The organism is Terribacillus saccharophilus (assembly GCF_046592595.1).
Lineage (GTDB): Bacteria > Bacillota > Bacilli > Bacillales > Amphibacillaceae > Terribacillus > Terribacillus saccharophilus_C.
The window spans coordinates 151,561-178,025 of the sequence record NZ_JAWVPF010000004.1 but is presented as its reverse complement, the minus strand read 5'-3'; the positions used below and the strand labels follow the sequence as shown (position 1 = coordinate 178,025).

Sequence of the window (26,465 nt, the reverse complement as noted above, 5' to 3'; positions counted from 1 at the left end):
TACGCACGTGTATAACATGAAAGAGTGGCAACATATATTCAAGCTCGATCCAGCAAAGGAAATTGGCGATGAAGATTTGGAGAGAATCTGTGAATCCGGTACGGATGCCATCATTGTCGGCGGTACAGACAATGTGACACTGGATGGTGTGCTCGATTTGCTCGCGCGGATTCGCCGTCATACAGTTCCTGTCATACTGGAAATCAGTACGATGGACGCTTTGACACCTGGATTCGATTTTTATTATGTGCCGATGGTGATGAACAGCAAGGACAAACAATGGGTCATGGGACTGCATCATGAAGCAGTCAAGGCATATCGGGATATGATGCACTGGGATGAAATCATGATGGAAGGATATTGTGTCATCAATCCGGAAGCGAAGGTTTTCAGCCATACTCGATGTGAGCTGCCAACCGAAGAAGATACCGTTGCTTATGCATATATGGCGGAGCATATGTACAAGCTCCCAATTTTTTACCTGGAAAACAGCGGAGCGTATGCTGATCCTGCACTTGTCAGCAAGGTGAAGCAACAGCTTTCCAATACGCTGCTTTTCTATGGAGGCGGCATCGCTTCACCGGAGCAAGCAGCGGAGATGAAGCAATATGCTGATGTGATTATTGTCGGAAACAGCGTGTATGATAATATAAAGTCTGCTCTGAAGACAGTGGGAGCAGTAAAAGGAAAGAAGTAAAGGCGGTGCAAACATGAGCCGATTGGCGAATGATTTAATAAATGGTTTGAACAAAGAACAAGCAGAGGCAGTACAGCACACAGAAGGACCGCTCCTGATCATGGCGGGTGCCGGAAGCGGTAAGACACGTGTGCTGACGAATAGAATTGCTTATTTATTAGGTGAGAAAGAAGTATCTCCGCGCAGTATTTTGGCGATTACCTTTACAAACAAAGCAGCTCGTGAAATGCGGGAACGTGTACACAAATTGGTAGGAGAAGAAGGTTCCCAGATTTGGGTTTCGACTTTCCACTCTATGTGTGTACGCATTTTACGGCGTGATATAGACAGAATAGGATACAATAGCAATTTTTCCATACTGGATACAAGCGATCAGCTTTCCGTAATCAAGCAAGCGCTCAAACGGCTTAACCTTGATCCGAAGCAATACGATCCGCGAGCAATGCTAGGTGCTATCAGCTCAGCGAAGAACGAACTGATTACTCCTGAACAATACAGTAAGGAAGCTGGAAGTGTCTACGAAAGAAAAGTAGCTGAAATTTTCGATTTGTACCAGAAAACATTGCGCCGCAATCAATCACTGGATTTCGATGATTTGATCATGCAGACAATCCAGCTGTTCGACAGGGTGCCGGAAGTGCTGCAATATTACCAGCGTCGTTTCCAGTATATCCACGTGGATGAGTATCAGGATACGAACCATGCGCAATACCGCTTGGTAAACCAGCTGGCTTCCCGATATAAGAACCTTTGTGTAGTCGGGGATTCTGATCAATCCATCTATCGCTGGAGGGGTGCAGACATTACCAATATCCTTTCTTTCGAAAAGGATTATCCGAACGCGAAGGTCGTCATGCTCGAGCAGAATTATCGCTCGACGAAGACGATTCTGGATGCAGCCAACAAAGTAATAGGCAACAATACAGGACGCAAGCCGAAGAATCTTTGGACAGATAATATCGATGGCTCGAAGCTGCGTTATTATGAAGCGGCTACCGAACGTGACGAAGCGCTATATGTAACAGAGAAAATCGAAGAAATGGTGATGATGGAGAAAAAACGTCATTACCGTGATATTGCCATCCTTTACCGGACGAATGCCCAGTCCCGATCCATTGAGGAAACGTTTGTAAAAGCGGGCGTTCCATATCAAATGATCGGCGGCACGAAGTTCTATGATCGTAAAGAGATCAAGGATATGCTGGCTTATCTTCGTCTGATTGCAAACCCGGATGATGACATCAGCTTCGAGCGGGTAGTCAATGAGCCGAAACGGGGCATCGGGAAAACATCCATCGAAAAACTGCAAGCATATGCGAATGAGCATGAAATTTCGTTGTTTGATACGCTTAAAGAAGTTGATTTCACTGGCGTTAGTGCAAAAGCAGCCAATGCGCTAAGTGAGTTCGGGGCGATGATCAGCAACTGGAGCAAGCAGACAGAATTCCTGACTGCTACAGATATGGTCGAGCAGGTGCTGGAAGGTTCCGGCTATGAGGAGATGCTGAAAGCAGAACGAAGCATTGAATCGCAAAGCCGGCTTGAGAACTTGGAAGAGTTCAAGACAGTAACAAAAAACTTCGAGCAGACGAGTGAAGATAAAACACTGGTTGCTTTCCTGACAGATCTTGCGTTGATTGCAGATATCGATTCCATGGATGAAGATCCATCCAGCGATGATAAAGTCATCCTTATGACTCTGCATGGTGCCAAAGGTCTTGAGTTTCCTGTCGTATTCCTGATTGGGATGGAAGAGAACGTCTTCCCGCATAGCCGTTCCCAAATGGATGAGACAGAAATGGAAGAAGAACGCCGCCTTGCTTATGTCGGAATCACCCGCGCAGAAGAGGAATTATTCCTCACCAATGCCAAGATGCGGACGTTGTTTGGCCGGACGAATATGAACCCTGTCAGCCGTTTCATCGGTGAAATTCCGAATGAATTGCTGGAGGGTATCCAAGAAACCAAACAAAATCCATTTGGACTTGGAAACAGCCGTCCAGCAGCTAAACCGCAAGAGCAAAAACGTATCGTCCGTAAGCCGAAGCCGAAATCCGGAGCAGACGCGCTCGGTTGGGGTCCTGGCGACAAGGCCGTCCATAAGAAATGGGGCGAAGGTACAGTAGTCAAGGTCAACGGAGAAGGAGAAGCGATGGAGCTTGATATCGCTTTCCCTGCACCTGTCGGTATCAAACGACTGCTTGCTTCATTCGCACCGATCACAAAAGCTTAACTGAGGTGGCAAGCATGAACAAAGAAGAAGCAATCTTAGAGCTTGCTGATTTGCGCAAAAAGCTCAATCAATATAATTATGATTATCACGTCCTTGATAATCCGCAGGTGTCCGATTATGAGTATGATCAGACACTGAAACGACTGCTGGATATCGAAGCAGAGTTTCCGGACCTCGTCACAAGCGATTCGCCATCCCAGCGAGTCGGCGGCACGCCGCTTGAAGGTTTCAATAAAGTGGAGCATCGCGTGCCGATGCTGTCCTTGGGCAATGCTTTCAATGAAGAAGATCTGCGGAGCTTCGATAAGCGGGTCCGAAACGGCTTGGATACAGATGACTATTCCTATATCTGTGAGCTGAAGATCGATGGACTGGCTGTTTCCCTTCGTTACGAAAATGGAGAGTTCATTCAAGGCGCGACGCGTGGCGACGGAACAACTGGTGAAGATATAACCCAGAATCTACGGACAATTCGCAGCATCCCGCTTCGAATTGATTTAGAAGAAGCAATCGAGGTGCGCGGGGAGGCATTCATGCCGCAAAAATCCTTTGCAGCTTTGAATGCTCAGAAGGAAGAAAACGGGGAAGCACCATTTGCTAATCCGCGTAATGCAGCGGCTGGATCTTTGCGCCAGCTTGATCCGAAGATTGCAGCCAGCCGTAATTTGGATGTCTTTCTCTATGGTTCCGGTCAATGGGAGACGAATAATCTGGATTCCCATAGCGGGCTGCTCGACTATTTGGAGCAGCTAGGTTTTAAGACAAATAAAGAACGCCGCCGCTGCCAGACAATCGAGGAAGTGCTTGCATATGTCGAGGAATGGAGCGCTAAACGCCGCGAGCTGAGCTACGAGATCGATGGTATTGTAATCAAAGTGGACAAGCGTGAACAACAGGATGAACTTGGCTTCACAGCCCGTACACCGCGCTGGGCAATTGCGTACAAATTCCCAGCTGAGGAAGTAACCACAAAACTGTACGATATCGAGCTGAATGTGGGCCGTACTGGTGTTATTACTCCTACAGCATTGCTGGAACCGGTCCGGGTGGCTGGTACGACAGTACAGCGGGCAACCTTGCATAACGAAGATTTGATTCGCGAGAAGGATATTCGAATCGGGGATACGGTAGTCATTAAAAAGGCCGGAGACATTATCCCGGAGGTTGTACGTGTCGTTACAGATGCGCGTACAGGAGAAGAGCAGGAGTTCCATATGCCGGAGCACTGTCCGGAATGCGGCAGTGAAACTGTCCGCCTGGAAGAAGAGGTAGCTCTTCGCTGTATCAATCCAAGCTGTCCGGCGCAGCTTGTTGAAGGGTTGATCCACTTTGTTTCCCGTAATGCCATGAATATTGATGGACTTGGAGAGAAAGTAATCATCCAGCTGTACCGCGCTGAATTGGTGCATACAATCGATGATTTATATAAGCTCGACCGAGATGCTTTATTAGGTCTGGAGCGTATGGGTGAAAAATCAGTTGATAATTTGCTTAAATCAATTGAAGCGTCTAAAGACAATTCACTTGAGCGCCTATTGTTCGGACTAGGCATCCGCTTTGTTGGAGCGAAAGCTGCGAAAACATTGGCTCAAGCCTTCGAAACCATTGAAAGATTACAGCAGGCAACCGTTGAGGAACTTGTTGCGATTGATGAAATCGGCGAGAAAATGGCTGATTCCATTTATCAGCATTTCCAAGAAGACAAAGTTACCCAGCTGATTGAAGAGCTGAAAGCTGTAGGCGTCAATATGACGTATAAGGGCATCAAGCCGCAGGAAGTAACAAGTGACAGCATCTTCAGCGGCAAAACGATTGTTTTGACCGGTAAAATGGACGCTCTCACAAGGCCAGAGGCAAAAGAGAAAATCGAAGCACTTGGCGGTATTGTAACTGGCAGTGTCAGCAAAAAGACAGATTTATTGATTGCAGGCGAGGATGCTGGATCGAAATATGATAAAGCAGAGAAGCTCGGTATAGAGATATGGAATGAAGCACGTCTGATCGAAGCGTTACAGGAATAGAGGGGAGAAACACATGAAGAAATTAGCAGGTGTTCTGTCTATAGGAGCACTCGTATTGCTGGCAAGCTGCGGACCATCTGGCGGCGGGGAAGAAGAAGTGAAGCAGGAAACGGCAGATGGCGGGGAAAAAACATCCGTCGTTTCCAGCTACAATTTCTCTGACGAAGAATATAAAGTATTGCTGCCTTATGAGAGCGGTAAATCAAAGGGTGTCGTCAACTATGAGACTAGCGCAGCCCGCGGCGTAATCATCAACCAGATTGCCAACCGTTTGGATATTGACGAAGTAGAAGAAGGGCTTCGCAACCATTCAAAGGATGTATTCAGTCCGGAAGATTATTACTTCCGTGAAGGACAAATGCTCGATAGTGATACGCTTTACAGCTGGATCGGCCGTTATGCCAAGGCACAAAAGGATGATAAGGGCAAAATATCCAAAGAAGAAGAAGCAAAGGAACTCGGACTTAACCCTGAGCTGAACGAAGAAAAAGCATCGGAAAAAGATTTCCGTGATAATCCGAAGTATCTATCCCACATCCTGGAGCAGGATTATATGGTCGAGGATGATAACGGTGATATCAAGCTGGGCGGAGTCTCCATCGCTCTTGCAATGAAGTCGGAATACCAGTTTACGACTGGTGGAAAAGGTCCTTATCGTGAGGATATTCCGCAAGATGAAATGCTCGCACAGGCAAACCAAATGGCTAAAAAAATTGTCGAGAGAATGCGCAATATGGACGGGTTAAGTGACGTTCCGATTCATATCGCTGTTTATCAGGAAGCTAAAAAAGAATCTGTCGTACCAGGGCACTTCGTTGCCGAAACTACAGTGGATAAAGGCAGCAGCTCGGTCGGGGACTGGGATAAAATCGACGAAAAGAACGTGTTGTTCCCATCTGATGATGCGGATGAGAACTACCCAGACGAAAGCCAATATATCTCTGCATTTACGACTAAAGTGGCAAGCTTCTTCCCGAACTACACAGGAATGGTCGGCAGAGGCTTCTACCAAAATGATGAGCTTAAGAAGCTGACAATCGATATCCCGATTCAATTCGAAGGGAATGCTGAAGTAGTTGCCTTTACGCAGTATGCATACAGCCAGATCATGGATATCTTCCCGAATTATTATGACTTGGAAATCAACATCACCTCCAATGATCAGACAGAAGCCATCATAACGAGGGAACATGATACGAAAGAACCTGAAGTTTATATTCTTAATTAAAGCAGCCAAACAAAAAAAGACAAAAAAATGCATTATTAGACAAGACTAGGAAAGTATCACCAGAAAATAGGTAGAGAAGCATACGCTTTAATCCCTACTTTCCCAATATACTTATAGCCGGGATGTGTTAGAATGAAAACAGAAACACATCCCAGCAATGGTCTTGGGCACAAGCTCTTACGCAGAAAGAAATAACTATGTTTCGAGGTGTAGCCCACATGGAAATAGGCCCTTTAATTAAACTACATAGAATCAAGCAAAACATGACGCAAGAAGACCTAGCAGCGGGCATTGTTTCAGAATCCTATCTGTCCAAAATCGAAAACCAGAAAACCGACGCCAGCCCGGAAGTCATCGCATTATTATGTGAACGACTCGGAATCCAGCTTAACGCGGAGAATGAGGATATGATCAAGGAGAAGGCTGAGGAATGGTACGGTATGCTGTACGAAGTACATAATGCCGACGAAAGAAGACAGCGATTCGAGGAACTCGAAACTCTGTTCAAAGCGAATAATTCCGACCATGAGATGTTGTTTGAAATACAGAAGATCAGGTTTTTTTTGGTTGAGGGCAGAGTGCAGGAAGCGAAGGATCAGATTGAGCGTTTAGAACAAGTTCAAAATTCGTTTGATTCATTGCAAGCTTTTTATTGGAACAAATTTGTAGGTAATTATTATCACATGGAGCTTTCTGAATTTACTAAAGCGCTTAGATTTTATCAAGAAGCAGAATCTATTATGGACAAATTAGACCTTTTAGATGATGAGAAAGCGGATCTCCTATATGTGATAAGTATTTTACACAGTAAGTTAGTTAATGATCTCAGTGCTTTAGAATATGCCAATAAAGCATTAGCTATCTTTAGGAATAGTTATAAGTTTGTACGATGTGCGCAATGTCATATAATCTTAGGTATATCCTATAGAAGGTTGCACATGCTTGAAGAAGCAATCAAACAATATAACTTAGCAAAGCACTTGGGTGAAATTACTGACAATAACGATGTTATACAGCTAACAAACCATAATCTAGGTTACTTACATTCTCGTGCAGGTAACTCTATTGAAGCAATCGAGTTCTATAAAACTGCATTTAATCTTAAGAATGTTCCGTTAAACTATAAATTAACCACAGTAACTTCTCTTATTCGTGAGTATATCATTACAAAAGAGTTCGCAGAAGCTGAGACTTATATAGTAAAAGCAGAACAGATTATGGATGAGAACTCTATAGGAAGTAAGTTGGTCAAACTGGAAATTAACGTCTTTAAAGCAATCTTAAATGAGGAACATCATATATACGAAGACTTAGTTACAAATCAATTGATTCCATATTTGCTGGATCAAGAAGATAAAGTATATACAATAATTTATTCTAATATGATTGCAGCGCATTTTGAGGATATAAAGAAATACAAAAATGCTGCCTACTATTATAAGTTAGCAAGTAAGTCTTATGAAGACTTGCTTAAAATTTAAGGAGGAAAATTAAATGAAAAAATTGGTACTTACTATTGCTGCTGTGGTTGCACTTGGCGCGGGACTTCTACTATCTTCTTCTAACGAGATCAATACGGCTGATAATCAACCAAGTGCATATACAATCGTAAATCTTCCATTCTAAAAAAATGCAGCTCATGCTGCATTTTTTTCTTTTTCCAAGAAGGAAATTCCATTCCTTCGCCGAATAAGTACATCATGTACTATTTCCCTTAAGTAAGACCCTCAATCGCCCGCTTTATTTTCGGATAAGGCGGGCTTTTTCTTTTTCTTGTGCTTGGCTTCGTTTGGCGGTCAAAACGTGCTAAAATAGTTATATGTTATAGTCTGGTTGCTTTACGGCAGCTCCTTTTGCTATGATCATTTTTATATACATGTAAGGTGAATTCCGGAGGTGACAGTATGTCAGAGATTACGAAAGAACAGGTGTTGCATGTAGCGCATTTGGCGCGTCTTGCAATTACTGATGAAGAAGCAGAAAAAATGACGAAGGAACTTGATGCGATTATCGGGTATGCCGAGCTTTTGAATGAGCTTGATACAGATAACGTGGAGCCTACGACGCACGTGCTTGATTTGAAGAACGTTATGCGTGAGGATGAACCGCGCAAGTGGATCGACCGGGAGGATGCATTGAAAAATGCACCGGATCAGAAAAATGGCCAGTTCCGTGTGCCGTCGATTTTGGACTGAGGAGGAAGATTATGTCTTTGTTTGATTATACATTGAAAGAATTGCAGGAAAAGCTACATAACAAAGAGATCACAGTAACGGATCTTGTGGATGCTTCCTACGCGCGTATCAAGGAAGTAGACGATGAAGTGAAAGCTTTCTTGACGCTTGATGAAGAAAATGCACGTGCAGCAGCAAAGGAATTGGACGAGCAGGGCGGGGACAACCCGCTATTCGGTATTCCTATCGGTATCAAGGATAATATCGTAACAAAAGGTCTTCGTACAACATGTGCGAGTAAGTTCCTAGATAACTTCACAGACCCGCTTTACGATGCGACAGTTGTTTCCAAGCTTAAGGATAAGAAAACTGTTACAATCGGTAAATTGAATATGGATGAATTTGCGATGGGTTCTTCCAATGAGAACTCCGCTTACTTCACAACACGCAACCCTTGGAATACAGATTATGTTCCTGGCGGTTCCAGCGGCGCGTCCGCAGCTGCTGTAGCTGCTGGAGAGGTATTCTTCTCCCTAGGTTCCGATACAGGCGGTTCCATCCGTGAACCAGCAGCATTCTGTGGTGTAGTTGGCCTGAAGCCTACATACGGTCTTGTATCCCGTTTCGGTCTTGTTGCATTCGCATCTTCTCTTGATCAAATCGGTCCGATGACTCGTACGGTTGAAGATAACGCACACTTACTGCAAGCAATCGTAGGTCATGATGAAATGGATTCCACTAGTGCAGACGTGGAAATCCCGAACTATACAGAAGCTTTGAAACAAGATGTGAAAGGTTTGCGCATTGCCGTACCTTCCGAGTATCTTGGCGAAGGTGTTTCTGATGAAGTACGTGAATCCATCAAGGCTGCATTGAAAGTATATGAAGATCTTGGCGCAACATGGGAAGAAGTTTCCCTGCCGCACTCCCGTTATGCAGTAGCAGCATACTACTTGCTATCTTCTTCTGAAGCATCTGCTAACTTGGCGCGTTTTGACGGTGTCCGTTATGGTGTTCGCTCTACACAAGCGGAAAACATGATCGATGTATTCAAATATTCCCGCCGCGATGGTTTCGGTGAGGAAGTAAAACGCCGTATCATGCTTGGTACGTTCGCTCTTAGCTCCGGCTACTATGATGCGTACTACAAAAAAGCACAAAAAGCACGTACATTGATCAAAAACGATTTTGACAAAGTGTTCGAGGACTATGATGTCATCGTTGGACCAACAACTCCGACTCCAGCTTTCAAAGTTGGCGAAAAAGTAGAAGATCCATTGACTATGTACGCAACTGATATCCTGACAATCCCTGTAAACCTTGCAGGCGTACCAGGAATCTCCCTGCCTTGCGGATTCTCCAGTGAAGGGCTGCCGATCGGCTTGCAGATCATCGGGAAGCACTTTGATGAGGCGACGATCTACCGCGCTGCTTATGCATTCGAGCAAGCGACAGATCATCACAAACAGAAACCGGCATTGGGAGGCGTAAAAGGATGAATTTCGAAACTATCATCGGACTCGAAGTACACGTGGAGCTGAAAACGAAATCCAAGATTTTCAGCCCGAGCCCAAATGCATTCGGTGCCGCACCAAATGAAAACACCAACCCAATCGACCTTGGGTACCCAGGTGTGCTTCCAGTCTTGAATAAAGAAGCAGTGAACTTTGCTATGAAAGCAGCGATGGCACTGAACTGTGAAATCGCGACACATACAAAATTCGACCGGAAGAACTACTTCTATCCGGATAACCCGAAAGCTTACCAGATCTCTCAATTCGATCAGCCGATCGGTGAGAATGGCTGGATCGAAATCGAAGTGGACGGTTACACAAAGAAAATCGGTATCACACGTATCCATATGGAAGAGGATGCTGGTAAACTGTCTCACACAGGCGACGGTTACTCCCTTGTCGATTACAACCGTCAAGGAACACCATTGATTGAAATCGTGTCTGAGCCAGATCTTCGTACACCAGCTGAAGCGTATGCTTACCTTGAGAAGCTTCGCAACATCATCCAGTACACTGGCGTATCTGATGTGAAGATGGAAGAAGGTTCCCTGCGCTGTGACGCCAACATTTCCCTTCGTCCGATCGGACAAGAGAAATTCGGTACAAAAGCAGAGCTGAAGAACTTGAACAGCTTCGCCTTCGTTCAAAAAGGTCTGGAGTTTGAAGAAAAACGCCAGCAGAAGGTATTGCTTGCTGGAGGAGAAATCCTGCAGGAAACTCGCCGTTATGATGAGTCTACAAAAGAGACGATTCTGATGCGTGTTAAAGAGGGTTCTGACGATTACCGTTACTTCCCAGAACCGGATCTTGTACCATTGTACATTGATGATGCTTGGAAGGAACGGATTCGTGCATCCATCCCTGAGCTTCCAGATGCTCGTAAAGCCCGCTACGTAAATGAGCTTGGCTTGCCTGCTTATGATGCCATGGTATTGACGCTAAGCGTGGAAATGTCCGACTTCTTCGAGGCGACATTGAAGGCTGACGCTGATCCTAAAGCTGCTTCCAACTGGCTGATGGGTGAGGTTTCTGCGTATTTGAACAAGCAGCAAAAAGACCTTGCTGATACAGCACTGACGCCAGAAGGACTAGCTAAAATGATTACATTGATTGAGGATGGCACTCTTTCCTCTAAACTAGCGAAGAAAGTATTCGCGGAGCTTATTGAAAATGGTGGCGATCCACAGCAAATCGTAAAAGACAAAGGACTTGTCCAAATCTCTGATGAAGGTCAGCTGACAGAAATCATTACAGCGATCCTTGATCAAAATGAACAGTCTGTTGTTGACTTCAAGAACGGGAAAGACCGTGCACTCGGCTTCCTGGTCGGTCAAGTCATGAAACAGACAAAAGGCCAAGCCAACCCGCCGATGGTAAACAAAATCCTGATTGCGGAAATGAATAAGCGCTAAGTAGAAGAAGCCCGCCTTATGGCGGGCTTTTTTGTATAGTGAACTTTTCAATACCTTATCCTAATTGATTCAAGTCTTGGTAGAATATTAAAAAAGGGAGGCGGCAAGATGTATGCATATAAGCCTAACAATCATCAGAAACTGCCATATCACTTTTTCCCAGGTACTGACACTAAAGCTCCAATACTCGTCATCTATCATGGCTGGGCAGGGAGTACTGCGGGATATTATGAACTGGCAGAAGAACTTCAGGAACAAGGATATACCGTCGTTTTACCTGATATAGTCCATCATGATAGCAGAGGGACCGTAGATGATTACTTTGACAATAGTACGCGTCAGCAATTATTCTGGGGAACAGTGTTTCAGACAATCGATGAATTCGTTTTATTGGTGGAAGACTTGAAAATAGAGAAGGAAAACATTTTACTCATTGGCAGTTCCATGGGTGGTTTTATAGCAAGCGGTATTTTTGCGAAGTATCCTGGTATGCAAGGTTTGGTCAATGTGAATGGATCTGGCGCCTTTGCAGTGTCAGATGAATTCTTCAGGAGAACAGACGGGAGAGGCGAACTGTCTGGAGAGGAAAGGGCAAAGATTGAATTGTATGATCCGATACGTTATACATATAGCGGCAAACCTGTATTGCTTATGCATGGAGATAGTGATCAAACTATCGATTCCTATGGGCAGTTTGTGTATTATGCACATTGCAGCAGTCCAGAGGTTACATTCGATATTTACAATGAAGTCGACCATCAATTTACGGAGGATATGGTCAACGGACTCAAGTCTTGGCTGAACGAAAATTTCAGTTAAAAAGGGGCGCTTGATGGAAAGGAAGCGCCCAGTCGACTTATTTAATGTATCCAAGAACAAATCCGTCATAGCCTTTGCTTCCGACAGTCTGCACAGCTGTAGCTTCGATACGAGGTTCTTCAGAAAGCAGTTTCAAAAACTGCTGTACGCCTTGTACGCGTTCGTCTGTGCTTTGTTCATTTGCTACTTCTCCTCTGCGGACGACATTATCGGCAACAATAACGGCTCCAGGTGCTGCTAGCTTGATAGCCCATTTCAGGTATTCTGGATAGCTTTGTTTATCGGCGTCGAGGAAGATGAAATCAAAAACGTCTTTTTGCTTTTCATAGAGTGCTGGCAGTGTGTCAATCGCATTACCGACGACTATTTCTGCCTTATCCGCCAGTCCAGCTGTTTCAATATTGCTTCGTGCTACTTCGGCATAATAGGGGTGGTTTTCCAGGGTATACAGTTTTCCGGCAGCGGGAAGCGCTTTGGCAAGCCAAATCGTGCTGTAGCCGCCAAGAGTACCGATTTCCAGGATTCGCTTGGCACCTCTGATTTTGGCCAGTAAATGCAGCAGCTTGCCCTGTAAGGGGGATACATCGATCTGAGGCAGTTCTGCCTCTCGATTTGCCTCCAGTACATATTCATGATCCTCTCCAGCAGGCAGCAAGCTATTCAAAAATACGGCATCTACGTCGTTCCATTTTTTCTCCATGCATTTCATCTCCTCTTCATCTTTCTTTTAGTTTATCGGATCAATAGAAAAAACTATATTACTTCGTTATGTTAACGTTACAAAATAAAGCAGAACATCAATACATATACAAAAACAGGCAGTAATATGCCAGTTTATAAGGTGGTAAGATGGAATTTTTCATGAAAAATCTGGAAGGGGAGAACCTGTTAACGTACTCGGCAAAATGACAGGGAATTTCCGGACACCAGGTTAAAAAGGTCATATTATTCCTATACTGACAGGAGACAGGCTACCAGAAACGGGCAAAGACCTTTTCAAAATAGGAAAAAAAAGCTATGATAAGACTTGGACAATGTGAACGTAAGGTTTGGTAGGAGGCAATACAATGAAACGCGCTCGGATCATTTACAATCCAACTTCAGGTAAAGAAGCGTTCAGACGGGAACTCCCGGATGTATTAGAAATTTTTGAAAAGGCAGGCTATGAGACTTCGGCGCATGCAACCACATGTGAAGGAGATGCAACGGCAGCAGCGCGTCTAGCAGTAGAGCGCGGCTATGATCTTGTCGTCGCATGCGGCGGGGACGGTACTGTCAACGAGGTCGTATCGGGCTTAGCTGAACAGCCAAACCGGCCGAAGCTCGGCATCATTCCGGTCGGTACCACGAATGACTTAGCTCGTGCACTATTCATTCCGCGCAACATCAAGCGGGCTGCTGAGATTATTGTGGAAGGCAGGACTCGCAAGCTTGATATAGGCAAGGTCAATGACCACTACTTCATGAATATCGCTGGCGGAGGGAAGCTGACAGAGCTTACCTATGATGTTCCAAGCAAGACGAAGACGATGCTCGGCCAGATGGCTTATTACTTGAAAGGCATTGAAATGCTGCCGTCTCTTCGTCCAATCAAGGTAGAGATTGAGTATGATGGAAAATGGTTCGAGGATGAGATCATGCTTTTCCTTGTGTCTAACACAAACTCAGTCGGCGGCTTTGAGAAGCTTGCCCCGGACGCGCTGTTGAATGATGGATTATTCGATTTGGTGATTCTACGCAAAACGAATATAGCTGAATTCATCCGTATCGCTTCCTTGGCAATCCGAGGAGCGCACTTGGATCATGATCTTATCTTCTATACAAGAGCGAACCGAATCAAGGTAAAACCTGCTGATAAAATGCAGTTGAACATCGATGGTGAATATGGCGGTTTACTGCCAGGTGAATTCGTCAATTTACATCAGCACATTGAATACTTCGTGACAGAAGAATTCATTCAGAAACAAGATAGCTTAGTTGAATAAGCTGTCTTGTTTCTTTTTTCGACATATTTCCCGGGCAATAGACCTGGATTTCTGATTTCAGCCACAATGTGATACAATCTTGAAAGCAAAACAAAAAGGACGATGAAAATGGCAAAATTAGCGCCACCAGTTGAAAAGAATCAAACAATTGAATTGACCTTCGAAGACCTGACGCATGACGGAGACGGTGTCGGCAAGATAGATGGCTACCCATTGTTTGTACCATATGCGCTCCCAGGTGAGACTGCGCAAGTAAAAGTGATTAAGACAAAGAAAAACTTCGGCTTTGGTAAACTTCTTGAAGTAACCAAACCGAGTGAACATCGCGTAGAGCCTCCATGTGATGTGTATATCCAATGCGGCGGCTGCCAGCTGCAGCATATGAGCTATACGATGCAGCTGGACATGAAGCAAAAGCAAGTACAAAACGCCATGAAGAAAATCGGACATCTGGAACACGTACCTGTACACCCAACGCTTGGTATGGACGATCCATGGCGCTATCGTAATAAGATCCAGATTCCAACAGCAGAACGAAACGGTGAAATGATCACGGGCTTTTACCGCAAACGCAGTCACGACATCATCGAAAACATGGAAACATGTGTTATCCAGGAAGAAGTCAATGACCGAATGGTAGAAGCTGTCCGCCGCATCGCCAGCCGTCTTGGCATTCCTGCTTATAATGAAGAAACACATCGCGGTGTGCTGCGCCATATCATGGTCCGCACAGGCCAGCAGACGAATGAGACGATGATTGTACTCGTTACACGTGTAAACGAACTGCCATATGCAAAAGAGCTTGTTGCGGAGCTGCATGAAACGTATCCGCAAATCAAATCGATTGTACAAAATATCAACAAGGAACGTACGAATGTAATCCTTGGCCGCAAGACGAAGCTGCTATGGGGAGAAGAATATATTTACGATACAATCGGAGACATCAAATTCGCCATTTCAGCGCAATCCTTCTACCAAGTCAATCCGGCACAAACGAAGGTATTGTACGACCAAGCATTGAAATATGCGAACCTGAGCGGAAATGAAACTGTCATTGACGCCTACTCAGGAATTGGTACAATCTCGTTATTCCTAGCTCAAAAAGCGAAGAAAGTTTACGGTGTTGAAATTGTGCCGCAAGCAGTTTCCGATGCTAAAATGAACGCCAAACTAAACCACATGGACAACGCTGAATTCTACGTCGGCAAAGCCGAAGAAGTGATGCCATGGTGGAAATCACAAGGTTTAAACCCTGACGTCATCGTTGTTGATCCGCCACGTAAGGGCTGTGAAGAAGATCTGCTTCAAGCTATGATCGACATGAAGCCAAAACGCATAGTGTATGTAAGCTGTAACCCAAGCACGCTAGCTCGTGATCTACGCTTCTTAGAAGATGGTGGCTTCGAGACGAAGCAAGTACAGCCTGTAGACATGTTCCCTCAGACTGGGCACATTGAGTGTGTGGCGGAGATTGAGTTGAAGGTGTCTAACTAAAACAAACTCTTCCCATTAAAAATAGACTTTTTCAAATAAGACCTGGATTTCGGTGGAATAAACATTTCCGATTTCCGGGTCTTTTTCATGCGATGTCCTTACTGGATTTTCTCGATATTCTCTTCCTTCTTTTATCGGAGAACTTTATTTTAACTGAGAAAAAAAGGTGAAAAAATGTGTGGAAAAGCGGATGTAAAACGGCCAAATTTTGAACAGAAAAAATGTGAAAATGGGGGGCGGTAGGAAATCTTTATTTTAACTCGAACGGTGGAATTCGGGTTGGAAGGGTCTTATTTAGGAAATGTTTATTATTGTTGTATATAGTAGAGAAAAGAATTTTAGTTGTGTTTGTATTATTCCTTATATTGTACTTGTGAGAGATAAGAATAATGAAATAGGGATAACACAAATGAGTCACCTGTTTGTATAAGATCAAATGAAAATCGGATAAAAAAGCAGGAAATATAACACCATCCCAAATCTGTAATATTTCGCTGTATTGTGTAGCTGGAGAACTTTAATTAGTTAGCCCCAGGTAAACCAATAATAGCCCAATACAGAACAAATAAATGTTCAAATTTGTCATTCCTCTATAGAGGGGGTAAATTATTCAAGTGTTCGTGCGGATTTTGATGATTATGATATTACTCCGATTAACATAAGTATTTATCGCGACTTGAGTGAAGTTAGTGAGAATTGCTAGGCGCATCATGCCGGTAAACGAGCACTGGAGAATAGTCGATTTTGATTTATCCGGTTTTTATCAGGGGACAAATCTTACAGATTGGACAAATGAAAGATGGAGACTATTAGGTGACTTAGAATTCTTTTATGGCGGTGTCACTGTATTATTAAGAGATGAAAAACAATTTCAAAATTTCATATCGAAGATAAATCCTAATACTTTAAGACAATTAGGAGGAATCGTGTGCTTAGATACTTTACTTTATTGAAACTCACAAAGAAGCAGAAATAAATCGAAATAAAAGAAGAGAAATATAAATACAATAAACAAAACGTTGCTAAAATATTTGCTGCAACATAAATCTTGTTACAAGAGACCTGGAATTACGAATTTAAAAAGATTAGCTTTTTTAATCTATTGAGAGTATCTTCTTTAAAAGCAAACGTAAAAACAAAAGTCTTAAATTCCCATCACTCGATTGAGGGAAATTAAGACTGAGTTATTAGTCTAAGTATTATTTAAACTCCTGGCAATGTTCTTCGTCTCCGTTGTATTGTCCTTCACCATAGACCATGCCGCAGTTAATACTGATAAAACCAGAGTTTCATGTTCTATAGGACTCTATCCTCCTCGGTTATTAATTATAGTCTTCAAATTTATTAGGCTTCTTTGTGAGACGAATTTTTATTCTTTTCTCTTACATGTCGAACTATTGACATTAATAATTGCCATAAGTAATCCTTTATTTCTTTTTCATGTTCTTTGATTAGTTTCAATAAGATTAGTTTGATTCTTTCAAACAAAGATTTAATCACTGTTTAATTCCCCCCTTTTTCTTTTATCATTTTTGAGGCTAACTTCCTCATGAATTTACTTTTATTATTTAATGCAATATTTCGAAGCAACTCAATACCAACTTCTTCGTCAGTTAATTTATCATTTTGCCTAATTAAGTCAAGTGCGACACTTGACAATTCATTAACATCAACTTGAATCTTATTCTGAATTTCTGATTGCAATGTATTTATACTCTCGGGTAATAATTCTTTATTTTTTTTAGCATCTGCTATAGCTAAGGCAGAAATCTGATTATTGAAATTAGCCTCAAGCCTTAATACTTCTGAGTCTTCGCTTCTTTTAGTTCCCATACAAATCCCCTATTCCTAAAAATGTATTTATAGTATTATTTTACTGTTCTTCTATTTGATAAGACAATGTATTTTTTGATAGTAAACAAATTATATGTTATTTCCATAGGATAGATAAGATTTACTAGTGTCGCAAAATTATACTTGTAAGGACTATAGCTGTCCATTATTGGAGGTAAGGCTAGATGAGACTGAAAACGGTCATCGTGCTAATCTTAATAACATTAATTGTGGGAGGGTGCAGAATGAATAACAAAAATAATTCGGTGTCTCCATCTGAAATGAATATAAATGAACTACCAGATGTACCGGCATTACAAGATGAATTTACACGTGATTTCTTAAGCTCCATGGAACAAACAAAAGTAGGCTATTATCCATTAGAGTCGGGTTCTCAGGGTTTTAAGATGGATTTTCCAGAAGATATGACTATTGGGAAGAGGAGTTATGATATAGCAGAAAATAATTGGAGCGAGACAATGGTTTTATCTTATCCAAACTATGATAGAAATGCATTTATAAATATGAGAATTAACTATTACAGTTCACGTTTCAGCGTTGAAAATAGTAAAGATCAAATGGAAAGCAGTTCAGAAAGAGAATTAGACTTTAAACAGATAGAATCACAACATAAAGACCAAAAACTAGAAGCAGCAGAATATGAGAATGATTCTCTTTCAGTTATCTATGCCTTAATATGGTCCTCTAATGGAAAAATAGTGCAGGTTCATACAAAGATTAATTGCATGGAAGACGTAGAAGAAGTTTGTCGAGTGTCTAAAGAAGAACAAAAGAACAAGGCTATGGAAATGCTCAAATCAATTCAGTTAAATAGAAGAGAGTGAATAGCTTGCACTATTAACTTTATACAATAATAATAATCTAGCTAGTTAATAATATAATGGAATGGAATAAAAGTTACTGTGATGAATAATTTAAGATTTATCCGCTGGGTATTTTGTCTAAATGTCTAAAGAAGTATATTTGGAAAATAAAACTAAATGGGTGGGATTGGTCAATCCGTTTTTGTATACATTTTATAAACTGTAGCATCAATCCATTAATCGAGGTAAGGTTGGATGAGGTTGAAAGCGATCATCGTACTAATCTTAATGACATTGATTATCGGAGGGTGCGATATGGGTAAAGAAAACAAATCGGTAGCTCCATCCGAGATAAATGCAAGTGAACTGCCAGATGTACCAGCATTTCAAGATGAGTTTACGCGTGATTTCATAGAATCTACCGAGCAAACACACGAAGGGTATTTCCCATTTGTTTCTGGAACAGGAGCTTATGAAATGGATTTTCCAAGTGACATGATTATTGGAGAAAGAAGTTACAATATTGCTCCTAAAAATAGAAGTGAGACTATTGTAATTCAATATCCTAGTGAATCGATTAAAGACAGAACAGCATTTATTAATATGCGAATTAATTATTACAATTTTTATTTAAGCGTAGAGCACAGCAAGGAACAGATGATGAAGAGTTCAGATAGGGTGCTGGAATTTAAGGAAATTGAATCTTCTCACGAAAACCAGCATTTGGAGATAGCGGAGTATGAGAACGAAGCGCTTCTAGTATTAGCGCCGATTATTTGGTCAGATGATGGAAGGATGATTGTAGTCCATACAACGGTTAACTGCAAAGAAAACGTAGAAGAGGATCTATGCTTACAATCAAAAGAAGAGCAAAAACAAAAAGCAATCGTAATGCTGAAATCAATTGTGTTTATGTGAAACTTGAAATGTTCGGTAAATCCTGCGCTGCTGTTAAATTATGCAGAAGGGAGATTTGTAAGATTTTTAAAATAGATCGGCTTCTGTATTTATTGTAAAAATATGGCGGGCATTTTATACCTGCGCCTAAAGAAGCGTTTTTGGAAAATTAAGCTAAACAACTAGGATTTAATAACTCATTTTTGTATACTTTGAGGGACTATAGCTATCCACTATTGGAGGTAAGGCTCGATGAGACTGAAAACGGTCATCGTACTAATCTTTATGACATTAATTGTAGGAGGATGCGGTATGAGTAACGAAAATAATTCGGTGTCTCCATCTGAGATGAATGCGAATGAACTGCCAGATGTGCCGGCATTTCAAGATGAATTTACGAGTGAGTTTTTACAATCTGTTGATCCTCTTAAAAGCGGATATTATCCTTTTAAATCGGGGACGGAAAGTTTTACGATGTCTTTCCCAGAGGATTTTACTATTGATAAAAGAAGTTACAATGTGGGTCCGGAAAATAATAGTGAGTTTATATCAATGTCTCAAACTGATGAGCAAAAAGAAGCTTTTGTGAATCATAGAATAGATTATATTAATTATATGTCCGACCCTGAAAACAGTAGAGAACGAATGAGAAACAGTTCTGGTCAAAAATTAGAGTTTGAAGAAATTAATACAGATTTCAAAAAACAACACCTAGAAGTTGCAGAATATGAGAGTGGTCCTTTTAGCGTTATAGCTGCTCTTATATGGAACGAAAATAATGAAGGTATTACAATATTTAGTGACATTGATTGCAGAGAAGACTTAAATGAGAATCAATGTTTGAAAGCAAAAGACACCCAGCGAGAATCAATTATGGATATGATTAAATCAATACAATTTTCTACAATTGAAGAAAGTGAGTGATTGTATTGGGTATGCATTTTTTAGAATCTCCTGAAATTAAAGCCAGATTAATTGATATAGAGTATGGAGACTTGGGACCGGAGGAGTTGGAAAATAAGATACGGCAGATGTATCTCGAAGAAACAGGCCAACTATTTGAAGGAAAAATAGATATCTTTCATTCTTCAGACGCCAAAAGTGAATCTATAGATAGATCTTACTATGATGGCACAGCTATTAAAATAAGTAATGACGGTCAAGAAGAGCTGTACGTGATATCTCAAGGAACTCAAGGTGGAGATGATTGGTTATATAATCTTAAATCTATGCTGGCAGGTCAAACAGCAGAACAAGCTGAGGCAGCAAACGAATTTGTGATTGAAGCGAAAGAACATTTTCAAGTTAATGATATTAAAACATATGGCTTATCACATTCCTTAGGTCATAATAATAATACTGTATCTTATTTAGCTTTTGATACATTTGATGAAGTATTTAGTATAAATGGAGCACAGCCGAATTATTATGAATTATTTCAAGTTGATAGTAAATTTAACTACGCAGTTCGAAGCGAGTTCAATATTAGGAATAACCAAGAGATTTACGATATAAAACCTCAGAGATTAAATGATTTTGCAATGCAATACTATCAAGATAAAGAAGAAAACATCCACCAAATCATCTCAAAAGACGATCCGCTCTACGCAGCAAGCGCGGTTCGCGGCTTCTTTACCTTAGGCAATGTGACGATGGTAGATACCAATCCTGATACACCAGGTCTTCGTGAATTGATGGAAGGTATCCCCGATGATGTAGTAAAGAATTTTCAGGGTCTGGCAATTGATTTTGCTGTGGGGTCTGAGAGGGGGGGGACGTACGGTGGGGTTGAAGCATTAATAGGAGTGGACTTAAAGCAATTCGAGGGTATCGACGGTTTCTGGAGTGGGGTAGGCTTTTATTTCACTCATTCATCTGAAATAGATACTATGATTAGATCCCTAGAAGAAAAGGTCCCCACCCTTTTGGATAAGTTAACGCCCATAACAGAAAATTCGGAGGAAATCTTCGGCAGCTTATATGAAGCAGCATATATCACGAAAGAGCAGAAAGATGTCATGATTGAGGAGATAGCCATAATTGAACAAGAACTGCAAAAAATAAACGAGGCTATCGGGAGAAATGTAAATATCCGTGATTCAGGAAACCCTAACGCTGTATTCGGCGGAGACATAGGGGCGGGATTAAGAATTTATCTTGATCATGTAAAAGCTATCATGGAGAGTGTTGATCGAATAAAAGAAAGCGGTATTCTGGACAATCTGAGTGCCATTACAGAGAGCCACAGCATCTCCGAATTGCTTTCTGTCATGTCAGACGGCAAGAAAGGCTACTTAGGTACCGATATGGTGTTCACTGCAACAAAAAGTGATGGTGATCTTATCAAAGTTAATATCTCCGCGGCACTCCGCATGTATCAGCAGTCTATCCCCATCTTAGAAGCAAAAGCATCAAAGATCAGTGAACTGGAACAGGCCATTCATGATGAATTGGATGCGTCCTATAAAGATGAAGAACGAAAAGTACGGGACGAAATTGATCAAATGGAAGGCAGTCCGGGTACTTACAAATTTCTGCTGAGTAAGCATGGCTATTATCCAACGTTTTCGAAAGAGATGAAGAAGATATCTGTACATGAGATATTCCCGCCTCTTAAGCATAATGATTTTGAAGAACAGCTGGCAGAGCTTACTAAAACGGTAGAAACGGGATATGTTTATATCGAGAATTACCGTAAATCCATCGAGGACTTGTTTGAAGAAGAAGAACAACTGTCGCAGTTATTCGATTTATCGAGGAGGATATAAATGCCGCAGTTCACATTCACTGTCTCAGAACAGTTGATTCCGAATGAAGATTATACGTATAAAAAGCAGACGTTGCGAAACCTTGTGGAAGACATCCAAGGTAACGATGATGAGTTTTATGCATTAGTCAACAATATCATCGTTGGAGAAGATCAAAAAGGTAAAATTATCGAAGCAATGAAAAAAGAGATGAATCAGCGCAAGGATCACAGCGAGGAACTTTTTAAAGATGTGTTCGAAAAGATAAATAAAGCTGTCAACTCCTTTAACGAGCAAGTGGAAGAAATGAAGGTACAGCGTCTATCGGTGACCTATGAGGATCACACAGTAGAAAAAGACTTTGCGTTCTAAAAAGAGGCAAAGTCTTTTTTGTGTAGAAATATTTGTTGTCGTTTTCCCGCTGGCTTTTTTCTTCTTCTGTCATCGCATTATCGAATCTATCAAGTCGGTCATGCGAAGTTTTGATATGACATGTAACGTCTATAGTCCAGCTCAATAAAAAGATAGAAGACTTTTTTGAAATTAGACAAGTTATATTCTTATTACCGAGTAAAGACTTGGTTTGGCATCTTGATTATGAGAGAATTCAAGAAAAAGAAGTGTTAGTAGTTCCTTATGATAGTAAAATATACAGCAAGAAGCTAAGTGAAGAGATTTCACTATTTTTTGAAGATAAAATAAGTAATTAACATCAAATATCAGGAAGGAAAGGTCACGAATAACATATGCAGAAAATTATTGGACTAGCGCTGGGTATAATCTTATTGAATTTGCTATCTTTGCCTTTACTAGGAATTAATATTCCTATACCAAGTTCTTATATTGCTGTAATGATTACGACCAATGCTATTTTTGCATTCTTTTCGATTTTTCTACAACGAATAGTCATTGCCCTCTATGAAGCAAATGTTTATGAAAAACCAGAAAGTATATTAGACTACTTATTCAAATATATAGCAATCCTGACATCAGGTTTCAATTATTATATACAGACTGTACTTAGAAGACTCCCCTTTATATTAAATAAACTAGCTGCTCTACTGTTCTTTATATTTCATATTTTAATGTGGGCTATATTGGGTTTTATTTTTAATAACTGATCTATTCAAAACAGTGTATCGTTATGATTTAAAATACATAATATAATGTCATAATCTAGTAAGCTTGTTGGAGGAAAATAGATATGATAGAAAATAAAAAAGTGAGCATTACGACAGAAGTGCTTGTGGCAATTATTGCTCAATCATTATCTGCTAAAAAAGTAAGAGATATTGGGAAAGAGTACATGATCTCAAGGAAGGAAATAGATGAGATTATTAAAAATCCTCAAACGATTCTTGAAAATGCAAAATATGAAGATCAACAATTAAGCTTATTAGAACAAATTGTTATTAAATCAAAACAAGCAAATAAAGTTGGGCGTTTCGAGAATTTAGATAAACTGATGTTGGTGTATCCATCAAAAAGTTCGACGGTCATTGTGGAATGGGTTCAATCCAAAGTACATACATTTTTACAGGTAAGAACCTCTAAATTAAGTGAAATAATTGGTAATTTCTATAATCTTGATACAACATTAAAGGTAGACCCAATAAAAATAATATTAGAGATGCAGGATGACCAGTTTGAAGAGATTCATCATATGGATCCTGCCTTATTAGATCAAATAGCAGAGAAAGGAGATTTTGACCCTAAAATCCCTTTATTCCTAAAAGACTTTAAAAAAAATAACCAACAAGCTAGTAGAACCTTATTTAGTAAAAGAAAAAGCAATCACAGCAAATGGGAATTGGAGACAGGGATGATAATCGTTCCCGGTGGAAAATATATCTGGAATATTGAACTTGATGAAGAGGAAAATAGTAAATACTTGATAATCAGTATGCCGGTTCGTCTATATGTTGAAACTGCGCAACAATCATTTATAGAATTTCTAGAAAAAGTAGAAACTGGGCCTTCTAAAAAAGACAAAAACAAGTCGAGTAAAATTAAAAAAGAAAAGTTCTTTTCAATAAAGAGAGGTTTTTCATTTTTTTGGAAGAGCAATTTATTCTTGTTGGTAGCACTTTTATTTTTCTTCATTAACAAGTCCAGTTGGGTTTGGGACGGTGAATGGGCTGTGGAGGTATTTACAATTCTTGGAGAATTATTCATCTTAGTATGTTCCTTCATTGCTTGTTTCAGAGAAAGGGAATAAAAGGAAAAGTCTGCAAAGGCGGCTTCTTAGTGGATGCCTAAGTTCAATACTCACCTCAAATAAGATTTGGGATTCGCTAATGGAATCCAAATCTTTAGGTGTTCGCATCTTTTCATTTGGGAGGTAAGAAAATTGCTGAACAAAGTCAAAAATAATCTAATCGTATCCTGTCAGGCTTTACCAGAAGAACCCCTACATAGTTCATTCATCATGTCCAAAATGGCATTAGCCGCTATGCAAGGCGGCGCAAAAGGTATACGGGCAAATTCTAAAGAGGATATTATAGAAATAAAAAAAGAAGTGGACATTCCAGTTGTTGGAATTGTTAAGCGTGATTATAAGGGTTCCTCCGTATACATTACTCCTACATATCAAGAAATCGATGAGCTGCTTAAGAGTGGGTGTGAAATGATTGCTATGGATGCTACAGATAGAAGCAGACCTGAAAACACTGAATTAGGGGAATTAGTACGTTATGTTCGAGAAAAGGATGCATCGATACAATTGATGGCGGATATTGCCACTTTAGAAGATGCTATACAAGCTGATCAGCTTGGATTTGATTGTGTGTCGACTACATTGTACGGCTATACGGAGGAAACAAAGAATAAGAAGCTATATGATAACGATTTTGAGTTTTTAAAAGAAGTAATTGTGAATGTTAGTGTGCCTGTCATTGCTGAAGGCAATGTCATAACTCCTGAAATGGCAAAACGCTGTTTGCAACTTGGTGCCCATTCCGTTGTGGTCGGTGGTGCGATTACCAGACCACAGCAGATTACCGAACGGTTTGTAGAGACATTAAATTGAAGGTTTAAAATGTACATATATATTTGATATAGGGACCTGGAATTCGGTGATATGATCATCTCACCGAATTTCAGGTTTTTTATGTATACCTAACTATTATTCAGTTTTCTTTGCACTTTTTACTCGTTAATAGTAAAATAAAATGTTGTATTTTTAATGTATTTTATTTCTACTGCTTAAGCATGTTATAAGCTAAAAGAAACAGAGGCATTTACTCTTTTAATAATATTTGATTTTGTAACTTTAATGAGAGGATTTTATATATGAAAGATAATTTCTGGCGTGATTTACCACGACCATTTTTTGTTTTAGCACCAATGGAAGATGTGACCGATGTTGTGTTCCGTCATGTAGTGAGTAAAGCTGGAAGACCTGATGTGTTCTTTACAGAGTTCACGAACTCAGAAAGCTACTGCCATCCAGATGGAAAGGATAGTGTTCGCGGTCGTTTGACTTTCACGGAAGATGAACAGCCAATGGTGGCTCACATATGGGGAGATAAGCCAGAGAACTTTCGTCAAATGAGTATTGGTATGGCAGAGATGGGATTTAAGGGCCTGGATATCAATATGGGCTGTCCTGTACCGAATGTTGCGGGAAATGGAAAGGGAAGCGGCCTGATTTGTCGTCCAGAAGTTGCAGCAGAACTGATTCAAGCTGCAAAAGCAGGCGGTTTGCCAGTAAGCGTGAAAACAAGACTTGGTTATACGGATATAGACGAATGGCGTGATTGGCTGACACATGTATTGGAACAAGATATTGCCAATATTTCCATCCATTTGCGCACTAGAGCGGAAATGAGCAAAGTAGATGCGCATTGGGAACTGATTCCGGAAATAAAGAAACTTCGTGACGAGATAGCACCAGATACTCTTCTAACGATCAATGGCGATATCCCTGACCGTGAAACAGGCCTGAAACTTGCTGAACAATACGGCGTGGATGGGATCATGATTGGGCGCGGTATTTTTACTAATCCGTTTGCCTTTGAAAAGGAACCGAAAGATCACAGCAGCAAGGAATTGCTTGATCTTTTGAGACTGCATCTGGATCTTCATGATGAATATTCTAAAACAGAAGCACGTGCGTACAAGCCTCTTCCTCGCTTTTTCAAGATTTACCTTCGCGGTTTCCGAGGAGCAAGTGAATTAAGAAACCAATGCATGAACACAAAGTCAACAGACGAAGTGCGTGCATTGCTCGATGAATTTGAAAGAAAGTATCTTGATGAGGCTGCAGAGCAGTAGAAGTGTTTTAGGCAGAAATTGATAAATGGCTGGTATAAAGTCGGTTTCGAACCGAATTGTACCAGTCATTTTTTATATAACCTAAACAAAGGATGCAAAACCAAATCTAAATGCAGCTATTATTACCATACTTGGTATTACAACTACAGCAACGATTGAATTAATAATTATGAGTGTTAGTTTAACAATTTTCTTGTTGATAAAAAACGAAAAAATCAGTCCGATAATAGGATTGAATATACAAAAAATAATAAGGGAATTCATCAAGGAAGTGGCGTATACTGCACCTTGTGATACGAAAGTAGCATATGT

General features: G+C 40.9%; 22 protein-coding genes. 20 read left to right on the top strand and 2 right to left on the bottom strand.

All coding sequences use genetic code 11. The annotated features are described in order from the left end of the window. Positions 1–7 precede the first annotated feature (7 nt). The 10 genes from pcrB (at position 8) to SFC25_RS07960 (ending at position 12,098) form a co-directional block, all read left to right on the top strand. Positions 8–697 carry a heptaprenylglyceryl phosphate synthase gene (gene pcrB / locus SFC25_RS08005; RefSeq protein WP_411214766.1) on the top strand — a complete coding sequence of 230 codons (690 nt, stop codon included), beginning with the start codon at positions 8–10 and terminating at the stop codon, positions 695–697. 13 nt (positions 698–710) lie between these two features. Then, positions 711–2,930 (top strand): DNA helicase PcrA, encoded by a 2,220-nt coding sequence (pcrA, locus tag SFC25_RS08000; RefSeq protein ID WP_411214765.1) that lies wholly within the window; start codon positions 711–713, stop codon positions 2,928–2,930. A 14-nt stretch (positions 2,931–2,944) separates the two neighbouring features. Beyond that, the gene (gene ligA / locus SFC25_RS07995) at positions 2,945–4,951 is read left to right on the top strand and encodes an NAD-dependent DNA ligase LigA (RefSeq protein WP_411214764.1); all 2,007 of its coding nucleotides are present in this window, start codon (positions 2,945–2,947) and stop codon (positions 4,949–4,951) included. A gap of 13 nt (positions 4,952–4,964) precedes the next feature. Then, the gene (locus tag SFC25_RS07990; protein WP_411214763.1) at positions 4,965–6,179 is read left to right on the top strand and encodes a CamS family sex pheromone protein; all 1,215 of its coding nucleotides are present in this window, start codon (positions 4,965–4,967) and stop codon (positions 6,177–6,179) included. A gap of 218 nt (positions 6,180–6,397) precedes the next feature. Continuing rightward, the gene (locus SFC25_RS07985; RefSeq protein ID WP_411214762.1) at positions 6,398–7,660 is read left to right on the top strand and encodes a helix-turn-helix domain-containing protein; all 1,263 of its coding nucleotides are present in this window, start codon (positions 6,398–6,400) and stop codon (positions 7,658–7,660) included. Positions 7,661–7,673: 13 nt separating this feature from the next. Further along, positions 7,674–7,805, top strand: coding sequence for a hypothetical protein (locus SFC25_RS07980; protein ID WP_411214761.1), 132 nt, complete (start codon positions 7,674–7,676; stop codon positions 7,803–7,805). Positions 7,806–8,083: 278 nt separating this feature from the next. Continuing rightward, a complete protein-coding gene (gene gatC, locus SFC25_RS07975; RefSeq protein ID WP_093727350.1) occupies positions 8,084–8,374 on the top strand; it encodes an Asp-tRNA(Asn)/Glu-tRNA(Gln) amidotransferase subunit GatC in 291 nt (96 codons plus the stop codon). A gap of 11 nt (positions 8,375–8,385) precedes the next feature. Further along, the gene (gene gatA, locus SFC25_RS07970) at positions 8,386–9,852 is read left to right on the top strand and encodes an Asp-tRNA(Asn)/Glu-tRNA(Gln) amidotransferase subunit GatA (RefSeq protein WP_411214760.1); all 1,467 of its coding nucleotides are present in this window, start codon (positions 8,386–8,388) and stop codon (positions 9,850–9,852) included. After that, positions 9,849–11,279 (top strand): Asp-tRNA(Asn)/Glu-tRNA(Gln) amidotransferase subunit GatB, encoded by a 1,431-nt coding sequence (gene gatB, locus SFC25_RS07965; protein ID WP_095223450.1) that lies wholly within the window; start codon positions 9,849–9,851, stop codon positions 11,277–11,279. The genes gatA and gatB overlap by 4 nt, the downstream gene beginning before the upstream one ends. A gap of 108 nt (positions 11,280–11,387) precedes the next feature. After that, positions 11,388–12,098 carry an alpha/beta hydrolase gene (locus tag SFC25_RS07960; RefSeq protein ID WP_411214759.1) on the top strand — a complete coding sequence of 237 codons (711 nt, stop codon included), beginning with the start codon at positions 11,388–11,390 and terminating at the stop codon, positions 12,096–12,098. Between the two features lie 37 nt (positions 12,099–12,135). On the opposite strand, the gene SFC25_RS07955 is transcribed toward SFC25_RS07960, so the two are convergent. Further along, the gene (locus tag SFC25_RS07955; protein WP_411214758.1) at positions 12,136–12,798 is read right to left on the bottom strand and encodes an O-methyltransferase; all 663 of its coding nucleotides are present in this window, start codon (positions 12,796–12,798) and stop codon (positions 12,136–12,138) included. 367 nt (positions 12,799–13,165) lie between these two features. Between SFC25_RS07955 and SFC25_RS07950 the strand changes: the two genes are divergently transcribed. Both SFC25_RS07950 and rlmD read left to right on the top strand, forming a co-directional pair. After that, on the top strand, positions 13,166–14,083 hold the full coding sequence (locus SFC25_RS07950; protein WP_411214757.1) for a diacylglycerol kinase: 918 nt from the start codon (positions 13,166–13,168) through the stop codon (positions 14,081–14,083). Between the two features lie 108 nt (positions 14,084–14,191). Then, positions 14,192–15,577: a 23S rRNA (uracil(1939)-C(5))-methyltransferase RlmD gene (gene rlmD, locus SFC25_RS07945; RefSeq protein WP_411214756.1), complete on the top strand. Its 1,386-nt coding sequence runs from the start codon at positions 14,192–14,194 to the stop codon at positions 15,575–15,577. Positions 15,578–17,080: 1,503 nt separating this feature from the next. On the opposite strand, the gene SFC25_RS07940 is transcribed toward rlmD, so the two are convergent. Next, positions 17,081–17,410: a hypothetical protein gene (locus SFC25_RS07940; RefSeq protein WP_411214755.1), complete on the bottom strand. Its 330-nt coding sequence runs from the start codon at positions 17,408–17,410 to the stop codon at positions 17,081–17,083. Between the two features lie 245 nt (positions 17,411–17,655). On the opposite strand from SFC25_RS07940, the gene SFC25_RS07935 reads away from it, so the two are divergent. The 8 genes from SFC25_RS07935 (at position 17,656) to SFC25_RS07900 (ending at position 26,153) form a co-directional block, all read left to right on the top strand. After that, positions 17,656–18,255 carry a hypothetical protein gene (locus SFC25_RS07935; protein ID WP_411214754.1) on the top strand — a complete coding sequence of 200 codons (600 nt, stop codon included), beginning with the start codon at positions 17,656–17,658 and terminating at the stop codon, positions 18,253–18,255. A gap of 294 nt (positions 18,256–18,549) precedes the next feature. Continuing rightward, the gene (locus SFC25_RS07930; RefSeq protein WP_411214753.1) at positions 18,550–19,152 is read left to right on the top strand and encodes a hypothetical protein; all 603 of its coding nucleotides are present in this window, start codon (positions 18,550–18,552) and stop codon (positions 19,150–19,152) included. 291 nt (positions 19,153–19,443) lie between these two features. Next, positions 19,444–20,055 carry a hypothetical protein gene (locus tag SFC25_RS07925; RefSeq protein ID WP_411214752.1) on the top strand — a complete coding sequence of 204 codons (612 nt, stop codon included), beginning with the start codon at positions 19,444–19,446 and terminating at the stop codon, positions 20,053–20,055. Next, positions 20,052–21,899, top strand: coding sequence for a DUF6792 domain-containing protein (locus tag SFC25_RS07920; protein ID WP_411214751.1), 1,848 nt, complete (start codon positions 20,052–20,054; stop codon positions 21,897–21,899). Before SFC25_RS07925 ends, SFC25_RS07920 begins: the two co-directional genes overlap by 4 nt. Beyond that, positions 21,900–22,250 (top strand): hypothetical protein, encoded by a 351-nt coding sequence (locus tag SFC25_RS07915; protein ID WP_411214750.1) that lies wholly within the window; start codon positions 21,900–21,902, stop codon positions 22,248–22,250. Positions 22,251–23,082: 832 nt separating this feature from the next. Further along, the gene (locus SFC25_RS07910; RefSeq protein ID WP_411214749.1) at positions 23,083–24,096 is read left to right on the top strand and encodes a hypothetical protein; all 1,014 of its coding nucleotides are present in this window, start codon (positions 23,083–23,085) and stop codon (positions 24,094–24,096) included. A 132-nt stretch (positions 24,097–24,228) separates the two neighbouring features. After that, positions 24,229–24,906, top strand: a complete 678-nt coding sequence (locus SFC25_RS07905; RefSeq protein ID WP_411214748.1) for an N-acetylmannosamine-6-phosphate 2-epimerase — start codon at positions 24,229–24,231, stop codon at positions 24,904–24,906. Positions 24,907–25,169: 263 nt separating this feature from the next. Next, positions 25,170–26,153: a tRNA dihydrouridine synthase gene (locus tag SFC25_RS07900; RefSeq protein WP_411214747.1), complete on the top strand. Its 984-nt coding sequence runs from the start codon at positions 25,170–25,172 to the stop codon at positions 26,151–26,153. The last annotated feature ends 312 nt before the right edge of the window (positions 26,154–26,465 follow it).